The sequence below is a fragment of the Comamonas sp. 7D-2 genome (assembly GCF_022749555.1).
GTDB lineage: Bacteria > Pseudomonadota > Gammaproteobacteria > Burkholderiales > Burkholderiaceae_C > Comamonas > Comamonas thiooxydans.
The window spans coordinates 5,367,509-5,382,935 of the sequence record NZ_CP094238.1 but is presented as its reverse complement, the minus strand read 5'-3'; the positions used below and the strand labels follow the sequence as shown (position 1 = coordinate 5,382,935).

The 15,427-nt window shown below is 63.7% G+C and carries 10 protein-coding genes; 6 read left to right on the top strand and 4 right to left on the bottom strand.

What is annotated here, in order from left to right; all coding sequences use genetic code 11:
* The first annotated feature begins 349 nt into the window (after positions 1 to 349).
* A complete protein-coding gene (locus MPZ60_RS24790; RefSeq protein ID WP_034351032.1) occupies positions 350 to 799 on the top strand; it encodes a DUF3717 domain-containing protein in 450 nt (149 codons plus the stop codon).
* Positions 800 to 802: 3 nt separating this feature from the next.
* Here the strand turns inward: MPZ60_RS24790 and MPZ60_RS24785 are convergent, their stop codons facing one another.
* Both MPZ60_RS24785 and purB read right to left on the bottom strand, forming a co-directional pair.
* On the bottom strand, positions 803 to 1,363 hold the full coding sequence (locus tag MPZ60_RS24785) for a YaeQ family protein (protein ID WP_003072218.1): 561 nt from the start codon (positions 1,361 to 1,363) through the stop codon (positions 803 to 805).
* 150 nt (positions 1,364 to 1,513) lie between these two features.
* The gene (gene purB / locus MPZ60_RS24780) at positions 1,514 to 2,893 is read right to left on the bottom strand and encodes an adenylosuccinate lyase (protein ID WP_003066783.1); all 1,380 of its coding nucleotides are present in this window, start codon (positions 2,891 to 2,893) and stop codon (positions 1,514 to 1,516) included.
* 170 nt (positions 2,894 to 3,063) lie between these two features.
* On the opposite strand from purB, the gene MPZ60_RS24775 reads away from it, so the two are divergent.
* A complete protein-coding gene (locus tag MPZ60_RS24775; RefSeq protein ID WP_012840344.1) occupies positions 3,064 to 3,681 on the top strand; it encodes a glutathione S-transferase C-terminal domain-containing protein in 618 nt (205 codons plus the stop codon).
* Positions 3,682 to 4,021: 340 nt separating this feature from the next.
* Here the strand turns inward: MPZ60_RS24775 and glnE are convergent, their stop codons facing one another.
* Complete coding sequence (glnE, locus tag MPZ60_RS24770) at positions 4,022 to 6,814, bottom strand: bifunctional [glutamate--ammonia ligase]-adenylyl-L-tyrosine phosphorylase/[glutamate--ammonia-ligase] adenylyltransferase (protein ID WP_034351030.1); 2,793 nt, start codon at positions 6,812 to 6,814, stop codon at positions 4,022 to 4,024.
* 183 nt (positions 6,815 to 6,997) lie between these two features.
* On the opposite strand from glnE, the gene MPZ60_RS24765 reads away from it, so the two are divergent.
* The 4 genes from MPZ60_RS24765 to MPZ60_RS24750 are packed head-to-tail and all read left to right on the top strand — an operon-like array spanning position 6,998 to position 14,578.
* Complete coding sequence (locus MPZ60_RS24765; RefSeq protein WP_080746051.1) at positions 6,998 to 11,059, top strand: YhdP family protein; 4,062 nt, start codon at positions 6,998 to 7,000, stop codon at positions 11,057 to 11,059.
* Entirely contained in the window at positions 11,056 to 11,871 is an 816-nt protein-coding gene (locus MPZ60_RS24760) for a carbon-nitrogen hydrolase family protein (protein WP_034351026.1), read from the top strand. The genes MPZ60_RS24765 and MPZ60_RS24760 overlap by 4 nt, the downstream gene beginning before the upstream one ends.
* Complete coding sequence (locus tag MPZ60_RS24755) at positions 11,868 to 13,943, top strand: nitrogen regulation protein NR(II) (RefSeq protein WP_034351024.1); 2,076 nt, start codon at positions 11,868 to 11,870, stop codon at positions 13,941 to 13,943. Before MPZ60_RS24760 ends, MPZ60_RS24755 begins: the two co-directional genes overlap by 4 nt.
* A 5-nt stretch (positions 13,944 to 13,948) precedes the next feature.
* Entirely contained in the window at positions 13,949 to 14,578 is a 630-nt protein-coding gene (locus MPZ60_RS24750; RefSeq protein ID WP_003066795.1) for a response regulator transcription factor, read from the top strand.
* A 69-nt stretch (positions 14,579 to 14,647) separates the two neighbouring features.
* Here MPZ60_RS24750 and MPZ60_RS24745 read toward each other — a convergent pair whose 3' ends face one another.
* Positions 14,648 to 15,307 carry an OmpA family protein gene (locus MPZ60_RS24745; RefSeq protein ID WP_034351021.1) on the bottom strand — a complete coding sequence of 220 codons (660 nt, stop codon included), beginning with the start codon at positions 15,305 to 15,307 and terminating at the stop codon, positions 14,648 to 14,650.
* Positions 15,308 to 15,427 lie beyond the last annotated feature (120 nt).

Here is a 15,427-nt window from a genome sequence, read left to right as displayed (position 1 = left end):
AAGGTGACGTAAGTCGAAGCGCAAACCCGCGCGAGGAATCGTGCAGGGGCAGACACTTTGATTGACCGTCATCGGCCTATCAAAGGTCTTGCTCGATTGCAGCCTGGCTGCAAACCGTATGGCCGGAAGCTTGCGCTTCGTATTGACGACCATCCGCTCATGACGCAAAACATGCGCCCGATAAGCTACTCCCCTTCGAAGCTGCGCATTTCAACACAGCAGGCATGGGATTTCAAGTTTCAAACCCCATCTAGTTCACAGGTTTTATATTGAGCAGCCGTCTTGCAGCGCCTTTGCACACAGCACAGGCAGCTACCAAAAAAGAAGCAACCTTGCTGACGCAGGCCTCATGGCAGCGGCTTATGATGCCTGCTCCATGACTGCCATTCACATCACCGACATCGAAGCTGCCATCAATTACTGGCGAGGCCGAGCTCCATCGCCCGACGGCGTGCTGCTGGCACCCGAGGTGAAGGCGCTGGCCGAGGTGTATGCGCTGATGATTCATGCATGCGAGTCCGAGGTGGCGGTGGAGGGCTTTCCATCACATGCCATGGCTGCCTGGCTGGCCTGGTTTGACACCATGCCCGATACGCCTTGCATTGCCATCTGCTCCACCAGTCAGGGCGACGAGAAATGCAAGGGCTGCGGCCGCAGTTTCGACGAGGTGCAGTATTGGACGGCCATGGAGCCCGCCGAGAAGCGGGCCGTATGGCGTCGCATCACGGTCGAGGGCGATTCCTGGCGCTTCAACCGCTATGCGGAGCGCGCGGCGGAGCGGCGCGGCCAGAGTTTCTGAGGCTTATTTCCAGCGCGTGGGCTCGACAAACACCGTGCCCAGATTGCTGGACAGTGTGAGCTGGCCTTCCTGAATCGTGGCCTGCAGCTGCATGCTGCGCTCGGCCAGCGCACCCAGTTGCTGGGCCACTTCCGAGTCGATGTAATGCACTTCCAGCTTGCTCTGGCGGGCCAGCTTGCCTTCCAGACCCTTCCACCAGACATGGGCGGCGTGGTTGAAGGGATAGACCAGCATATGGTCGGACTTGTTGCAGGCCTTGGTGATGGGCTTTTCGTCGGGTTGGCCGACTTCGATCCACAGGCGCTTCTGGCCGGTGTAGTCGGTGATGTGCACGTCCGGATCATCGGGGTCGGACAAGCCGATGCCAAAGCCCAGCGTGCCGTCACCATTGCACAGGTCCTGCAGCTTCCAGGCGTTCAGCGCCAGGGCCACCAGGCGCACCATCATGCGGTCATCTGTTTCGCTGGGATGGCGCGCCAGCGTCAGATTGTGGTCGGCGTAGTAGTTGTGGTCGATGTCGGCAATCGACAGATTGGCTTTGAAGATGGTGGACTTGATGGCCATGGCGGTGCTGCCCGCAGGCAGTCCTTTTGAAAACTATCAAAAACAAGAGCTGCCAGCGCCAATAAACATTGGCTTTGGCAGCTCTTTGATGCTGAAAAGCTTGAGTGTCAAGCGCTAGCAGCTATCCTTTTTGCGGATCAAACTTGCGGTTCAAACGCGCTTGGCCAGCTCGGCAGCCTTGCCGATGTAGGAGGCTGGCGTCATGGCCAGCAGACGGTCCTTGTCGGCCTGGGGGATTTCCAGACCGTTGATCAGGCGGTGCAGGTCTTCGGCCAGCACGGTCTTGCCGCGCGTGACTTCCTTGAGCTTTTCGTAGGCGCCCTGCACGCCATAGCGGCGCATCACGGTCTGGATGGGCTCGGCCAGCACTTCCCAGGCGTGGTTCAGGTCTTCCTGCAGGCGCTCTTCGTTGAGTTCGAGCTTGTTCAGGCCGGTCATCAGCGAAGCGTAGGCCAGCGTGGTGTAGCCGAAGGCGACGCCGATGTTGCGCAGCACGGTGGAGTCGGTCAGGTCACGCTGCCAGCGGCTGATGGGCAGCTTCTCGGCCAGATGCTTGAGCATGGCGTTGGCCATGCCCAGATTGCCTTCGCAGTTCTCGAAGTCGATGGGATTGACCTTGTGGGGCATGGTGGACGAGCCGATCTCGCCGGCCTTCAGGCGCTGCTTGAAGAAGCCCAGGGACACATAGCCCCAGATGTCGCGCGACAGGTCGATCAGGATGGTGTTGGTGCGCGCCATCGCGTCAAACAGCTCGGCCATGTAGTCATGGGGCTCGATCTGGATGGAGTAGGGCTGGAAACTGATGCCCAGGCCCTTGGGCTCGGCCGATTCCACCACGTTCTGGCTGAACGCTTCCCAGTCGAACTCGGGCCAGGCCGACAGGTGGGCGTTGTAGTTGCCCACGGCGCCGTTCATCTTGCCCAGGATCTTCACACCGGCGATGTTGGCAGCGGCCTTTTGCAGGCGCACGACCACATTGGCCAGTTCCTTGCCCACGGTGGTGGGAGAGGCGGTCTGGCCGTGCGTGCGGCTGAGCATGGGCACTTCGGCGTAGAGGTGGGCCATCTCGCGCAGCTTGGCGATGATGCCGTCGATGGCAGGCAGCAGCACGGTGTCGCGGCCGACACGGATCTGCAGCGCGTGGCTGGTGTTGTTGATGTCTTCGCTGGTGCAGGCAAAGTGCACGAACTCGGCGGCCTTTTGCAGCTCGGCGCGGCCATCGAACTTGGACTTGATCCAGTACTCCACGGCCTTCACGTCGTGGTTGGTGGTCTTTTCGATGGCCTTGATGGCGTCTGCATCGGCTTCGGAGAAGTTGGCGACCAGCGCGTGCAGATAGTCGCGCGATTCGGCCGACAGCGCGGGGAATTCGGCAAAGCCGGCATCGGACAGGGCGATGAACCAGGTCACCTCGACCTGAACACGGCGGTGCATATAGCCGTATTCGCTCATGATGGGGCGCAGTGCGGACAGCTTGGCGGCGTAGCGGCCGTCCAAGGGAGAGATGGCGGTGAGGGAGGACAGGTTCATGGTGGCGCAATTGTAGGTGCGCTGCATCAGTCGCACGCCGCGCTGGGTTGCTCGGCGGCCGCGGCCGGCATGCATGCCGGCCCTTTGCGGCGGCAGCCGTGCCGCCATGCCAGCGCATAGAATCATCGCACCGGCCCGTCGCCGGTGACTCGTGTCATGGAACCGCTGCTATGAAACTAATAGGCTCCACCACCAGCCCCTTTGTGCGCAAAGTCCGCGTCGTGCTGGCCGAAAAGAAGCTGGACTATCAATTCGTCGAAGAAAACCCCTGGGAGGAAGCGCTTGCGCCGGGTACGGGCAATCCTCTGGGCAAGGTGCCGCGTCTGGTGATGGACGGCACGGAGGCCATGTTCGATTCGCGCGTCATCGTCGAATATCTGGACACACTTTCGCCGGTTGGCAAGCTGATTCCGGGCACGGGCCGCGAGCGCGCCGAGGTCAAGACCTGGGAGGCCCTGGCTGACGGCATGCTGGACGCTGCCGTTCTGGTGCGGCTGGAGGCCACCTGGCCCGGCCGCAGCGCAGAGCAGCGCAGCCAGGCCTGGATGGACCGCCAGATGGGCAAGGTCCAGGCCGCGCTCAAGGTCATGTCTCAGGGCCTGGGCGAGAAGCCGTTTTGCTGCGGAGGCACGCATCTGACGCTGGCCGATATCAGCGTCGGCTGTGCCCTGGCCTGGCTGGATTTCCGCTTTCCCGAGATGGACTGGCGCGCCGAGCATCCGAATCTGGCCGCCTTGCTGATCAAGCTGGCGGCACGCCCCAGCTTTGTGAACACCGTGCCCCACTGAGTGGCAGCATGTCGTCAAAGAAAAGGCCACTCGAAAGTGGCCTTTTTTGGGGCATAAAAAAGCTGCGAAGCATCCCGAAACGAATTAAGAGAGGGAGGGAGGAGAAGCGCTCCGGGGATTGTTCAATGGGCGTACCCAAGGGCTTCGCAACTGGAAATTGGTGAATGCAGACCTGTCAGTTCATTGCACTTGACTATCAGATAAGACACTGTTGCAGAAGTTCCAGCCCCCGTGGGTTTCATTTTTGTAACAGTTTGGCAATGCCTGTAGGCAAATCTTGATGGATGCTGCCAGTGCTTCGAAAAGCAGGTACTCACCAATCTCCGGTCCCTTGAGACAGTTAGCTGCTTTGTGCTGAGGCGACAGGCCCGAACACCGCAGCCCAGAGCTTGAGTACCGCTTCGCGCTGGGCCTGGGCCTGCTCCGGCTCCAGCTGTCCGGAACGCTCATCCAGTCTTGCCACGTGTTGCAGGCGGCGCAGCTCGCGGTAGGCCTTGGCTGCTTCATAGCCCACTGTCTTGGGCAGCAGGCCCGCGTCTTCGGCGCGCTGCAGCAAGGCGATATTGCCCACATTGGCGATCAGCTCGCGGTGCGCGCCGGATTCGGCAAGCACCAGGTACTGCACGGCAAATTCCACATCCACCATGCCGCCGGGGCTGTGTTTGACGTCAAACAGGCCGCCGCGTACCGGGTGGGCGCCGCGCACCCGCTCACGCATGGTTTCAATCTCGTTGCGCAGAGCAGCGGCATCGCGCGGCGCGGTGATGACGGCTTCGCGCACCGCATCAAAGCGCTGATGCAGGTGCAGATCGGTCGCAGGCTCGCCTGCAGGCGAGGGAAAGTCGCGGCTGCCAAGCACAAAGCGGGCACGCGTCATGGCCTGGTGTTCCCAGGTCCAGGCGGTGTTGCTGCCGCGCTGCTGCTGGTAATTGGCATAGGACTCGAAGCTGGTCACCAGCAGGCCCGAGTTGCCGTTGGGGCGCAGCGCGGTGTCGATCTCGAACAGATCGCCTTCACCGGTCTTGACGGTCAGCCAGTTGATGAGCTTGCGCACATAGGCCGCGTAGACCTCGGGTGCGCGGTCATCGTCGTCATCGAAGACGAAGACGATGTCCAGATCGCTGCCGTAGCCGAGCTCCTTGCCGCCCAGCTTGCCGTAGCCCACGATGCCGAAACGTGGCGTATCGCGATGGCGGTTCTTGAGCCGGCTCCAGCACCATTGGGCCGTGATGCGCAGCACGCTGTCGGCCAGGGCGCTGAGGTCGTCGGCCACTTGCTCTACGGTAATGCGGCCTTCGATATCGCGCGCCAGGGTGCGGAAGACTTCGGCATGGTGGGCGCGGCGCAGCAGATTGAGCAGGGTTTCATCGTCGTCCTCGCCCGTGGACTGCAGGGCGGCCAGGCGCATGGCCAGCTCGTGCTCGAAGTCTGCTGCGACAAAGCGCTCCTTGAGGATGGCATCGCTGGCCAGCTCATCGATCACCCCGGGGTGTTGCTGCAGGTACCGTGCAGGCCAGCGTGCAGCTCCCAAAAGATGTAGCAACCTCTCGTGAACTGCAGGGCGTTCCAGCAGCAAGGCGAGGTAGCTTTCGCGGCGCAGCAAGGGTTCCAGCCACTGCAGAAAGCGTTTGGCAGCTTCTTCGCTGGACTGGCCGCTTTCCACCCATTGCGAGGTGCGCTCCACCAGCCTGAACAAACGGGCCCGCGCCTCGTCGCGCAGGCCGTTGATGCGGGTATTGCTGCGCCAGTCGGCGACCTGCCCGGCCAGCGAGGGAGGCAGGGCCTCGATCAGGTCTTCGATGTCTCTGGGCGTGGGCGGTCCGCCTGCCGCGGCCTTGGCGGCATTGCAGTGGCCGTTGCTGCATTGCTGGGAGTCGCCGCCGAGCAAGGTGTCGAACTCCTGTGCCACCAGTTCGCGGTGCTCGTCCAGCTGGTGCAGAAAGCCGCAGGCATCGGCATAGCCCAGGGTGCGGGCAATCCACAGCAGATCATCGTCGCGTGTGGGCAGCACATGGGTCTGCTGATCGTCCAGATACTGGATGCGGTGCTCTACCTGGCGCAAGAAGATGTAGGCGCGGCTCAGCGCATCGGCAATTTCGGCGCTCATCAGATTGGCCTGCACCAGGCGCTGCAGCGCTTCCAGCGTGGGGCGGCGGCGCAGTTCGGGGAACTGGCCGCCGCGCACCACCTGCAGCAGCTGCACGATGAATTCGATCTCGCGGATGCCGCCGCGCGAGAGCTTGACGTCGTTGGCGCGCTCGGGATGGCCTGCGCTGCGCTTGGAGGCGTGGTCGCGGATCTGGCGATGCAGGCTGCGCAGCGAGTCGAACACCGCATAGTCCAGATAGCGGCGGAACACAAAGGGCAGCACCACGCCGCGCAGGGCCTGGACGTTGGGGGTCTGGATATCGGCCAGCGGCGCCACGATGCGGCTCTTGAGCCAGGCAAAGCGCTCCCACTCCCGGCCGTGGATCTGTAAATACTCTTCCAGAGAGGACAGCGAAACGGCGGGGGCGCCTGAATTGCCGTTGGGCCGCAGGGCCAGGTCGACGCGAAAGACAAAGCCGTGCTCGGTGGTGTCGCCGATCAGGCTGAAGATGCCCTTGACGGCACGGCCGAAGTACTCGTGGTTGGAGATCACGCCGCGGCCGTCGGCCTTGCCCCGGGTGTCGCCGTCATGTTCGTAGACGTAGATCAGGTCGATGTCGCTGGAGACATTGAGCTCGCGGGCACCTAGCTTGCCCATGCCTATGACCCAGAACTGGACTTCCTGGCCGGCGGGTCCTTGAGGTGCACCATGCCGGGTGTCGAGTTCGGCGCGCACCTGGGTGCAGGCGCGATCCAGGGCCAGCTCGGCCAGCTCGGTGACGGCCTTGGTCACCACGGCGAGAGGTGCCTGCTGTTCGCAGTCCAACACGATGATGCGCTCCATCACCAGCTGGCGCAGCACGCGCAGCGCCGCGGAGAGATCCAGGCCGCGCGACTGCAACGTGCCCAGGGCCTGCTCCATCAGGGCCCGGTCGGGGGCTCCCGGCGGCAAGGCGTCAAACCAGTTCTCGTAACGGCGGTGAAGGCGCTGCACAAAGCGCGAGTACTGGGCCGGGGAAGGAACATTGAGGGCGTTTTCTGCCATTGCTTGCTCTGGGGACTGCATGCGGACCGTGAAAAATGGTGTCAGGCAGGCAGGTAATCAGCCCGGCAACGTGTGGTTACCGAAACGCGCACGGGGGCGCCGGTCATAATTCCTGCCATTGCTAGGCCACCGATGATCGAACCGAAACCACTCCCAACTCGCCAAATTCATAGGCTGGCCAGCTTGGCACGGTGGTCTCTGGGACTGGTCCTGAGCCTGTGGCTGCTGCTGGCCACCGTGTGGGGGGTGCTCCATTTCTGGATTGTGCCGCGAATCGAACAGTGGCGCCCCGAGCTGGAATCCCTGGCCTCACGCAGCCTGGGTGTACCGGTTTCCATTGGCAGGCTGAATGCTTACCGCTCGGGTCTGGTGCCGACTTTCGAGCTGGGCGACGTAGTCCTGCATGACCCTGCGAACAAGAGTGAGGCCTTGCTGCTGCCCAAGGTGGTGGTGGCGGTCTCTGCCCATTCGCTGATGACCCTGGGCATCGAGCAGATATATCTGGAAGGGCCGGATCTGACGGTCCGCCGCGATGCCGATGGCCAGATCTTTGTGGCCGGTATTGCCGTGTCATCCGATCCGGGGCAGGGTACCGACTCCGACTGGATCTTCTCCCAGCCCGAAATCGCCATCCGCAGCGGCAAGCTGCAGTGGGTGGACGAGCTGCGCAATGCCGCGCCCTTGCAACTGCAGGATGTGGATCTGGTGCTGCGCAACAAGCGCTGGCACCACTCCCTGCGGCTGGATGCCACGCCGCCAGAGGGCTGGGGCCAGCGCTTTACGGTCATGGGCAACTTCAAGGAGCCTTTGCTGTCGGTGCATGAAGGGCGTCTGGAGCGCTGGAGCGGACAGGCTTATCTGGACTTCACGCATATCGATCTGTCCCATCTGGGTCAGTATCTGGGGCCGCAGGACTGGAAGCTGCAGCAGGGCAAGGGCTCGGTCAGGGCCTGGCTGGATGTGGAGCACGGCCAGCCCGTGGGCGGGGTGGCCGATGTCGCGGTACAGGCGTTGCAACTCCAATGGCGAGACAGACCTGAGCCCCTGGCCCTGCAGGCCTTGCGGGGGCGCCTGCGGGCCAAGAACCAGAATGGTTACCAGTTTTCCGTCCAGGGTTTGCAGTTCACGGCCGATGACGGCCTGAACTGGCCCAGAGGCGACTTCAGCCTGCGCTATGTGCCGACCGGCGCTTCCGAGCAGGGCAGCCAGGGCGAGCATGGCGAGGTTCAGGCCGATGGCATCGATCTGGCCATTGCGGCGCAGATGCTGCAGCGTCTGCCCCTGCCGCAGGCCGTGCAGACCCAGCTCAAGGCGCTTGCGCCGGCAGGACAGCTGAGTGATCTCAAGCTGTCATGGCGCGGACCTCTGCAGCAGCTGGCCCAGTACAAGGCTTCGGGGCGCTTCGAGCAACTGGGCTTGCGTTCCCAGGCTTCGCAGGAGGGCCCGCACAGCATTGGTATCCCCGGCGTGCGGGGGCTGAGTGGCAAGTTCAGCCTGGACCAGGACAGCGGCGAGGCAACGCTGACCAAGACGGCGGCCGCCAGCCAGGCCATGCTGAGCTTCCCCGGAGTGTTTGAAGACCCCGATATTCCGTTCGACCAGTTCGACAGCCTGGTGCGCTGGCAGCTGCTGGACAAGGGCCAGTCCATCAAGGTGCAGGTGCCCCGGCTGCGTTTCGCCAATGAGGACACGGCCGGCCAGGCCCAGGCCAGCTGGCAGTCCGGTGCTGGGACCAAGGAGCAGCCGCGCTTTCCGGGACTGCTGGATCTGCAAGGGCAGCTCAGCCGCGCCAAGGGTGAACGGATTTATCGCTATCTGCCCCAGGATCTGGGCAGCGATGCGCTGCGCTATGTGCGCGAGGCCATCACCACGGGTCAGGCCAGCGCGGTGAACTTCCGCGTCAAGGGCGAGCTCGAGCATGTGCCGTTTGAAAAACCGGGCAAGGGCGAATTCCACATCAGTGCCCAGGTGCATGATGTGAACTACCAGTTTGTGCCCGGCTATCTGCTGGGCCCTGGCGAAAAGCCCTGGCCGCCGCTGACCAGGCTGTCGGGCGAGCTGGTGTTTGACCGCAACTCCATGCAGGTGCGCAAGGCCAAGGGCTTTCTGGGGCATACCGCCATCGTGGTTGATGAAGCGCAGGCCGGAGTGGCCGACTGGAACCTGACCGAGGTGGAGGTCAACGCCAAGGCTCATGGAGCCCTGGGCGATATGCTGAACCTGGTTCAAGGCTCTGCCCTGTCTGCGCTGACTGCCCATGCTCTGGATGGCAGCAAGGCCACGGGCAATGCCAAGCTCAGCCTCAGGCTGCATCTGCCCACCATGCATATGGAGCGCAGCAAGGTACAGGGTGAAGTGGCGCTGGCGGGCAATACGCTGCAGCTGATGCCCGAGGTGCCCACACTCAGCCAACTGCGCGGCAATGTGCAGTTTTCGGAGACCGGCTTTCAGCTCTCGGGCGTGCAGGCCAGAGCGCTGGGCGGTGATGTGCGCATCGAGGGCGGCATGAAGCCTGCCGCCGATGCCGCCACGGCTCCGGTGCAAGTGCGTGTGGACGGCATTGCCACGGCCCAGGGCCTGCGTGATGCCAAGGAGATGAGCGAACTGGTGGCTCTGGGCAAGCATCTGCAGGGCCAGGCCCGTTATGGCTTGCAGATCAAGGTGCTGCACAGCGTGCCGGAAATCAGTCTGCAGTCCGACCTGCAGGGCATGGCGGTCATGTTGCCAGCTCCATTGGGCAAGGCGGCCGACAGCTCCCTGGCCTTGCGTGTCAACCGCACGGTGCCAGCCGTGGCCAAGCCGCTGACCGATCAGTTCGGCGTGCAATGGGGCAATCACGCCGCAGCTTTGCTGGAGCGCGATATCAGCGGGGCTCAGGCCCGCATCACGCGTGGCAGCCTGGAGCTGGTGGAGTCGGGCACGGCGGAAGCCGTGTTGCCGCCTGCCGGCCTGCAGGCCAGGGTGCAACTGCCGGTGCTTGATCTGGATGCCTGGAGTCGTTTGTGGCCCGATGGTGCAGGGGGCGCTGCCGATGGCCCCGGTACCGAGGAAGAGAGCTGGCGCCAGTTTGTGCCGCAGCAGCTGGCGCTCCAGGCGCGCGAGGTGAAGCTCCATGGCCGTTCGTTGCACGATGTATCCCTGCAGCTCAGCCATGCCAGCAAGGTCTGGATCAACCAGATCCAGTCACGCGAGCTGGCGGGGCGTGTGGAGTACCGAGAGCCCTCTGCGCAGGAGCCGGGCGGCCTTGTCATCGCCAAGCTCTCGCGTCTGAGCATTCCCGACGGCCCGGACGAAGGGCTGGATGCCGCTGCGGAACAGACCGGCAATGTGCGCGAGTTACCGGCCTTGCAGGTCAGTGTGGACGACTTCCAGCTGGGCAGGCGTTCGCTGGGCAAGCTGGATGTGGTGGCGCGCAATCACGGGCTGTCCGTCGGCGCGGGGCAGCGCGAATGGCAGCTGTCGCGCTTCAATATCAGCACGCCCGAGGCGACGTTGACGGCCCAGGGCTCCTGGGGGCTGCGCTCCAGTGACAAAAAGCACCCGGGGCAGACCCAGCTGCAGTTCCAGCTCAATCTGCGCGATGTGGGCAAGCTGCTCAATCGCTTTGACATGCCTGGCGTGGTTGCCAATGGACAGGGCCAGCTGCAGGGTGAAATCAGCTGGACAGGAGCGCCCGTGACGCCGGAGTTCAAGACCATGTCCGGCGCCGTGCATCTGGAGGTGCAAAAAGGCCAGTTCCTCAAGGCCGATCCGGGACTGGCCAAGCTGCTGGGCGTGCTCAGCCTGCAGTCCTTGCCCAGGCGGCTGACGCTGGATTTCCGCGACGTGTTCCGCAACGGCTTCTCGTTCGACTTCATGCGAGGCGATGTCACCATAGAGCGCGGCATTGCCAAGACGAATAACATGCAGATGAAGGGCGTGAACGCGGCCGTGCTGATGGAGGGCTCTGCCGATATCGACAAGGAAACCCAGGACCTGCATGTGGTGGTGGTGCCGGAGATCAACGCCCTGTCCGCCTCCCTGGTTGCGACGGCCATCAATCCCGTGGTGGGGCTGAGCAGCTTTCTGGCACAGATGATTCTGCGTGGCCCGCTGATTGCGGCCACGACCAAGGAGTTCCATATCCACGGCAGCTGGGAAGACCCGCAGGTGACCGAGCTGCCCAGGCGCAGTGTGCCCAAGGCCGGAGCCGACGATGCCGGCAAGCAGCCCGCCGCCGCTCCAAGCTCGGAGGAGAAGCCATGAAGATTGCCGCTCTACAAATGGTCTCGGATCAGGACGTCGCAGCCAATCTGGCGCAGGCGCGCAGCCTGATGCAGCAGGCTGCCGCCCTGGGTGCGGAGCTGGTGGTGCTGCCCGAGTATTTCTGTGCCATGGGAGCCAGGGACACCGACAAGCTGGCCTATCGGGAGGATTTTGGCCAGGGGCCGATCCAGGACTTCATGGCCGGGGCTGCCAGGCAGCTGCAGCTGTGGGTGGTGGCCGGCACGCTGCCGCTGCAGGCCGCTGACGACAGCCATGTGCTCAACACCAGTCTGGTCTATTCGCCCGAGGGCGAATGCGTGGCCCGCTACGACAAGATCCACCTCTTTCAGTTCGACAACGGGCGCGAGAGCTATACCGAGGCCGCCGTGGTGCAGGCGGGCAGCCAGCCCGTGGTCTGCGACGTACAGGCCAGAGATGGCGTGAGCTGGCGCCTGGGCCTGAGTGTCTGTTATGACCTTCGCTTTCCCGAGCTGTACCGCGCGCTCAGCGCACAGGGGGCCGATCTGCTGCTGGTGCCAAGTGCCTTCACCTACACCACGGGCCAGGCGCACTGGGAGGTGCTGCTGCGGGCGCGGGCGATAGAGAACCTGGCCTATGTGCTGGCACCGGGCCAGGGCGGCGTGCATGAAAACGGTCGCCGCACCTGGGGCCACAGCCTGCTGATCGACCCCTGGGGCGAGGTGCAGGGCCTGCAGGCCAGCGGCACCGGCGTGGTGGCGGGAGAGCTCAATCGTGACCGCCTGCTGCAGGTGCGCCAGCAATTGCCGGCCTTAACCCATCGTGTGCTGTGACTGATCCGCTGAATACCGCTCTTGACGCACTGCCCGAGGACCATCCCGCCCACTGGCCCTGGCGGCGCTGGCGCATGGCCTGGAAGCGCTGGTCGCTATGGACCTTGCTGGTGGCACTGGTGGTCAGCATGCTGGTCACCATGGTCTGGCTGGCCGGACGCTATGAGGCCTCGCAGGTGCAGGAAAAGCTGGAGCGCGACACCGCCAATGCGGTCGGCGATATCCGTGCAGCGCTGGGCCGCAATCTGCAGGACCTGCTGGCGCTGAGCGCCTACAGCAGCAAGCATGCCGCCTGGCGCGAGCATGCGACCGAGCTGCTGCAGCAGCGCCGCGACCTGATGCGCATCGAATGGCGCGGTGAAAACATGCGTCTCATCGAGCATGCCGAGACGCCTTATCGCACCTTGCTGGTCGAGGACGAAAGCCATTTGCCCGAGCTGCATTCAGGCGAGGCACTGACCTGTACCCAGGCCAGGCGCGTCAACGGGCCATCGTACTCGCCCAGCCGCTTCCAGCTGCTGGGCGAGGGCCTGGGCACGGAGACCATGCAGGTCTGCATGCCGCTGACGGAGAACGGCCATGTGGTGGGCTATGTGCTGGGCACGTACAGCCTGCAGGGCATTCTGATGGCCCAGGTGGGCAAATCCCTGCCGCGCACCCAGGAGGTTTCGTTCACCGAGCCGGACGGCACGCGTCTGGCCATGGTGGGGGCGGCCTGGCGCGGCTCGCGCATGTTCACGGCCCAGCAGTTGCTGGATCTGCCGGGCAACACCCTGGTGCTGCGCATGGACAGCTGGCATCACGCGCCCAGTGTTTTTCCGAATGTGATGACGGCGCTGGTGACCGGCATGTCGATCGCGCTAGTGACCGTGGTGGTGGTGCTGGTGCGCGACAACCGCCGCCGCCTGCGGGCGGAGCGCGATCTGGGCGATGCGCTGGCCTTTCGCAAGGCCATGGAGGACTCCCTGGTCACGGGCATGCGTGCACGCGATCTCCAGGGCCGCATCACCTATGTGAACCCGGCCTTCTGCAATATGGTGGGCTTCAGCGCGCAGGAGCTGCTGGGCCTCAATGTGGCGCCTTACTGGCCGCCCGAGCTGGCCCAGGAATATGTGAGCCGGCGCGATCAGCGCCTTGCCGGCCTGCTGCCCACACCGCGCCAGGGCCACGAGAGCGTGTTCATGCGCAAGGACGGCTCGCGCTTTCCGGTGCTGATTTTCGAGGCGCCGCTGATCACCGCCCAGGGCCAGCACACGGGCTGGATGAGCGCTTTCATCGATATCAGCGAGCAGCGCCGCATGGAGGAGATGTCGCGTGCCTCCCAGGAGCGCCTGCAGGCCACGGCACGCCTTGCGACGGTGGGCGAGATGGCCTCCATGCTCAGCCATGAGCTGACACAGCCGCTGGCCGCCATTTCCAGCTATGCCACGGGCTCGCTCAATCTGCTGGAGCATGAGCCGACCGGCCCTCAGGTCCCGCATCTCAAGGACTTGCGCATGGCTCTGGAGCGCATCGGTTTTCAGGCCGACCGCGCAGGCAAGGTCATCAAGAGCGTGCGCGATTTCGTGCGCCGGCGCGACAAGTCCAGAGAGGTGGTGCAGCCCGTGGAGCTGATCGATGCCGTCATGCCTCTGGTCTATCTGCAGGCGCACAAGCTCAATGCAACTGTGCAGCTGGAGCTGGAGCCCGATCTGCCAGGGGTGCTGTGCGATGTCACCATGGTCGAGCAGGTGCTGCTCAATCTGGCGCGCAACGGCATGCAGGCCATGGACCTGCCCGAGCTCAAGGAGAGGGTGTTGACCATGGCTGTCAGGCGCAGTTCTGACGGTAATAACGCGCGTTGGGTAGAATTTTCCATCATGGACTGCGGCGCCGGCATTTCTGCGGAAGTCGCCGAGCAGCTGTTCACCCCCTTCTTCACCACGCGCACCGAAGGCATGGGCCTGGGCCTGAGTCTGTGCCGCACGGTGGTGGAGCAACATGGTGGTCACCTTGATTACCGCCCGCACCTCCCGCAGGGCACGGAGTTTGTCTTCACGCTTCCGGCCCACTGGGAACCCAGAGAGAACTAGGCTTCATGGAACCTGTAACCGACGCTACCGTCTACGTGGTGGACGACGATGCCGATGTCCGAGAGGCATTGGCATGGCTGCTGCGTTCGCGCAGATTGCTGAGCGAGTGCTATCGCAACGCCGAAGAATTCGAGCAGGCCGTGCTGCAGACCAGCCCCGTGACGCGTCGCCCTTGCTGCCTGCTGCTCGATATGCGCATGACGGGCATGAGCGGGCTGTCGCTGTTCAACCGCATGCTGGAGCGCGGCCAGATCGAGGCCATGCCTGTGATCTTTCTGACTGGCCATGCCGATGTGCCGACGGCCGTGGATACGGTCAAACGTGGCGCCTTCGATTTCTGCGAGAAGCCGTTTTCCGACAACGCGCTGGTGGACCGGGTGGAGCAGGCGCTGGCGCTGTCAGCCGAGCATCTGGCCGCCTTGCAGGCGCGCGAAGAGGTGCGCAGTCGCTTGGACGAGCTCACCGATCGCGAGAAAGACGTGATGAAGCTGGTCGTCGAGGGCGTGCCGAACAAGCTGATTGCCGATCAGCTCGATATCAGCGTGCGCACCGTGGAAGTGCATCGGGCGCGTGTCTTCGACAAGATGCAGGTCAAGTCGGCCGTGGAGCTGGCCAATCTGCTGCGCAACGCCTGAGCGGAAGCAAGCCTCCCCGAGATGAAAAAAGCCCCGCTTTGCGGGGCTTTTTGCTGGCTGGCGCCTGTCTTACTGAGGAGCGCGCTCACCCACGAAGATTTCCACGCGGCGGTTGCGCGCACGGCCTTCGTTGGTGGCATTGGATGCCACGGGCTGGTGCGAGCCCATGCCCTGCACCTGGATGCGGGCGCCGTTGACGCCACGCGATGTCAGATAGTTGCGGGTGCTCTCGGCGCGCTGCAGCGACAGAGGGTTGTTGATGGCATCGGAGCCTGTGCTGTCGGTGTGACCGATGATGCGCACTTCTGCGTTGGGGTTGTTGCGCAGACCTTCGGCAAAGCGATCGAGGATGGGGGCGAAGTTGCCCTTGATGTCGGCGCGGCCGGTGTCAAAGGAAATGTCGCTGGGGATGTCCAGCTTGAGCTGGTTGTCCGCGGTCTGTGTCACGCCCACGCCTGTGCCCTGGGTCGCGGCTTCCATTTCACGCTTTTGCTTCTCGAGGTTCTGCGACCAGATATAGGAGCCCAGGGCGCCGACACCGGCACCGATCAGTGCACCCTTGCCGGCATGGCCGCCAGCAATGGCGCCAATGGCAGCGCCGCCCAGCGCGCCCACGCCTGCGCCGGTGGCAGTACGGCGCGTGGTGTCCGACATGCCGCCGGTATTGGCACAGCCGGTGATCAACAATGCAGAGGCCAGAGCGGCCGTCACAGCCAATTGCTTGCGCATAGAAAACTCCTTAGTTTGATGAACGACCCGGAGGGTCTTGCAAACCAGCTTCGCGTAAAAGCTGCAAGGCCTTGAGCGTACTGCCAAGAGAAACCGAAAAAAGTAGGACGCGTGCCAGCG

Coding starts and splice junctions, on each gene's coding strand:
- MPZ60_RS24790 (WP_034351032.1), top strand. CDS start 350: ATGGCAGCGGCTTATGATGCCTGCTCCATGACTGCCATTCACATCACC.
- MPZ60_RS24785 (WP_003072218.1), bottom strand. CDS start 1,363: ATGGCCATCAAGTCCACCATCTTCAAAGCCAATCTGTCGATTGCCGAC.
- purB (WP_003066783.1), bottom strand. CDS start 2,893: ATGAACCTGTCCTCCCTCACCGCCATCTCTCCCTTGGACGGCCGCTAC.
- MPZ60_RS24775 (WP_012840344.1), top strand. CDS start 3,064: ATGAAACTAATAGGCTCCACCACCAGCCCCTTTGTGCGCAAAGTCCGC.
- glnE (WP_034351030.1), bottom strand. CDS start 6,814: ATGGCAGAAAACGCCCTCAATGTTCCTTCCCCGGCCCAGTACTCGCGC.
- MPZ60_RS24760 (WP_034351026.1), top strand. CDS start 11,056: ATGAAGATTGCCGCTCTACAAATGGTCTCGGATCAGGACGTCGCAGCC.
- MPZ60_RS24750 (WP_003066795.1), top strand. CDS start 13,949: ATGGAACCTGTAACCGACGCTACCGTCTACGTGGTGGACGACGATGCC.
- MPZ60_RS24745 (WP_034351021.1), bottom strand. CDS start 15,307: ATGCGCAAGCAATTGGCTGTGACGGCCGCTCTGGCCTCTGCATTGTTG.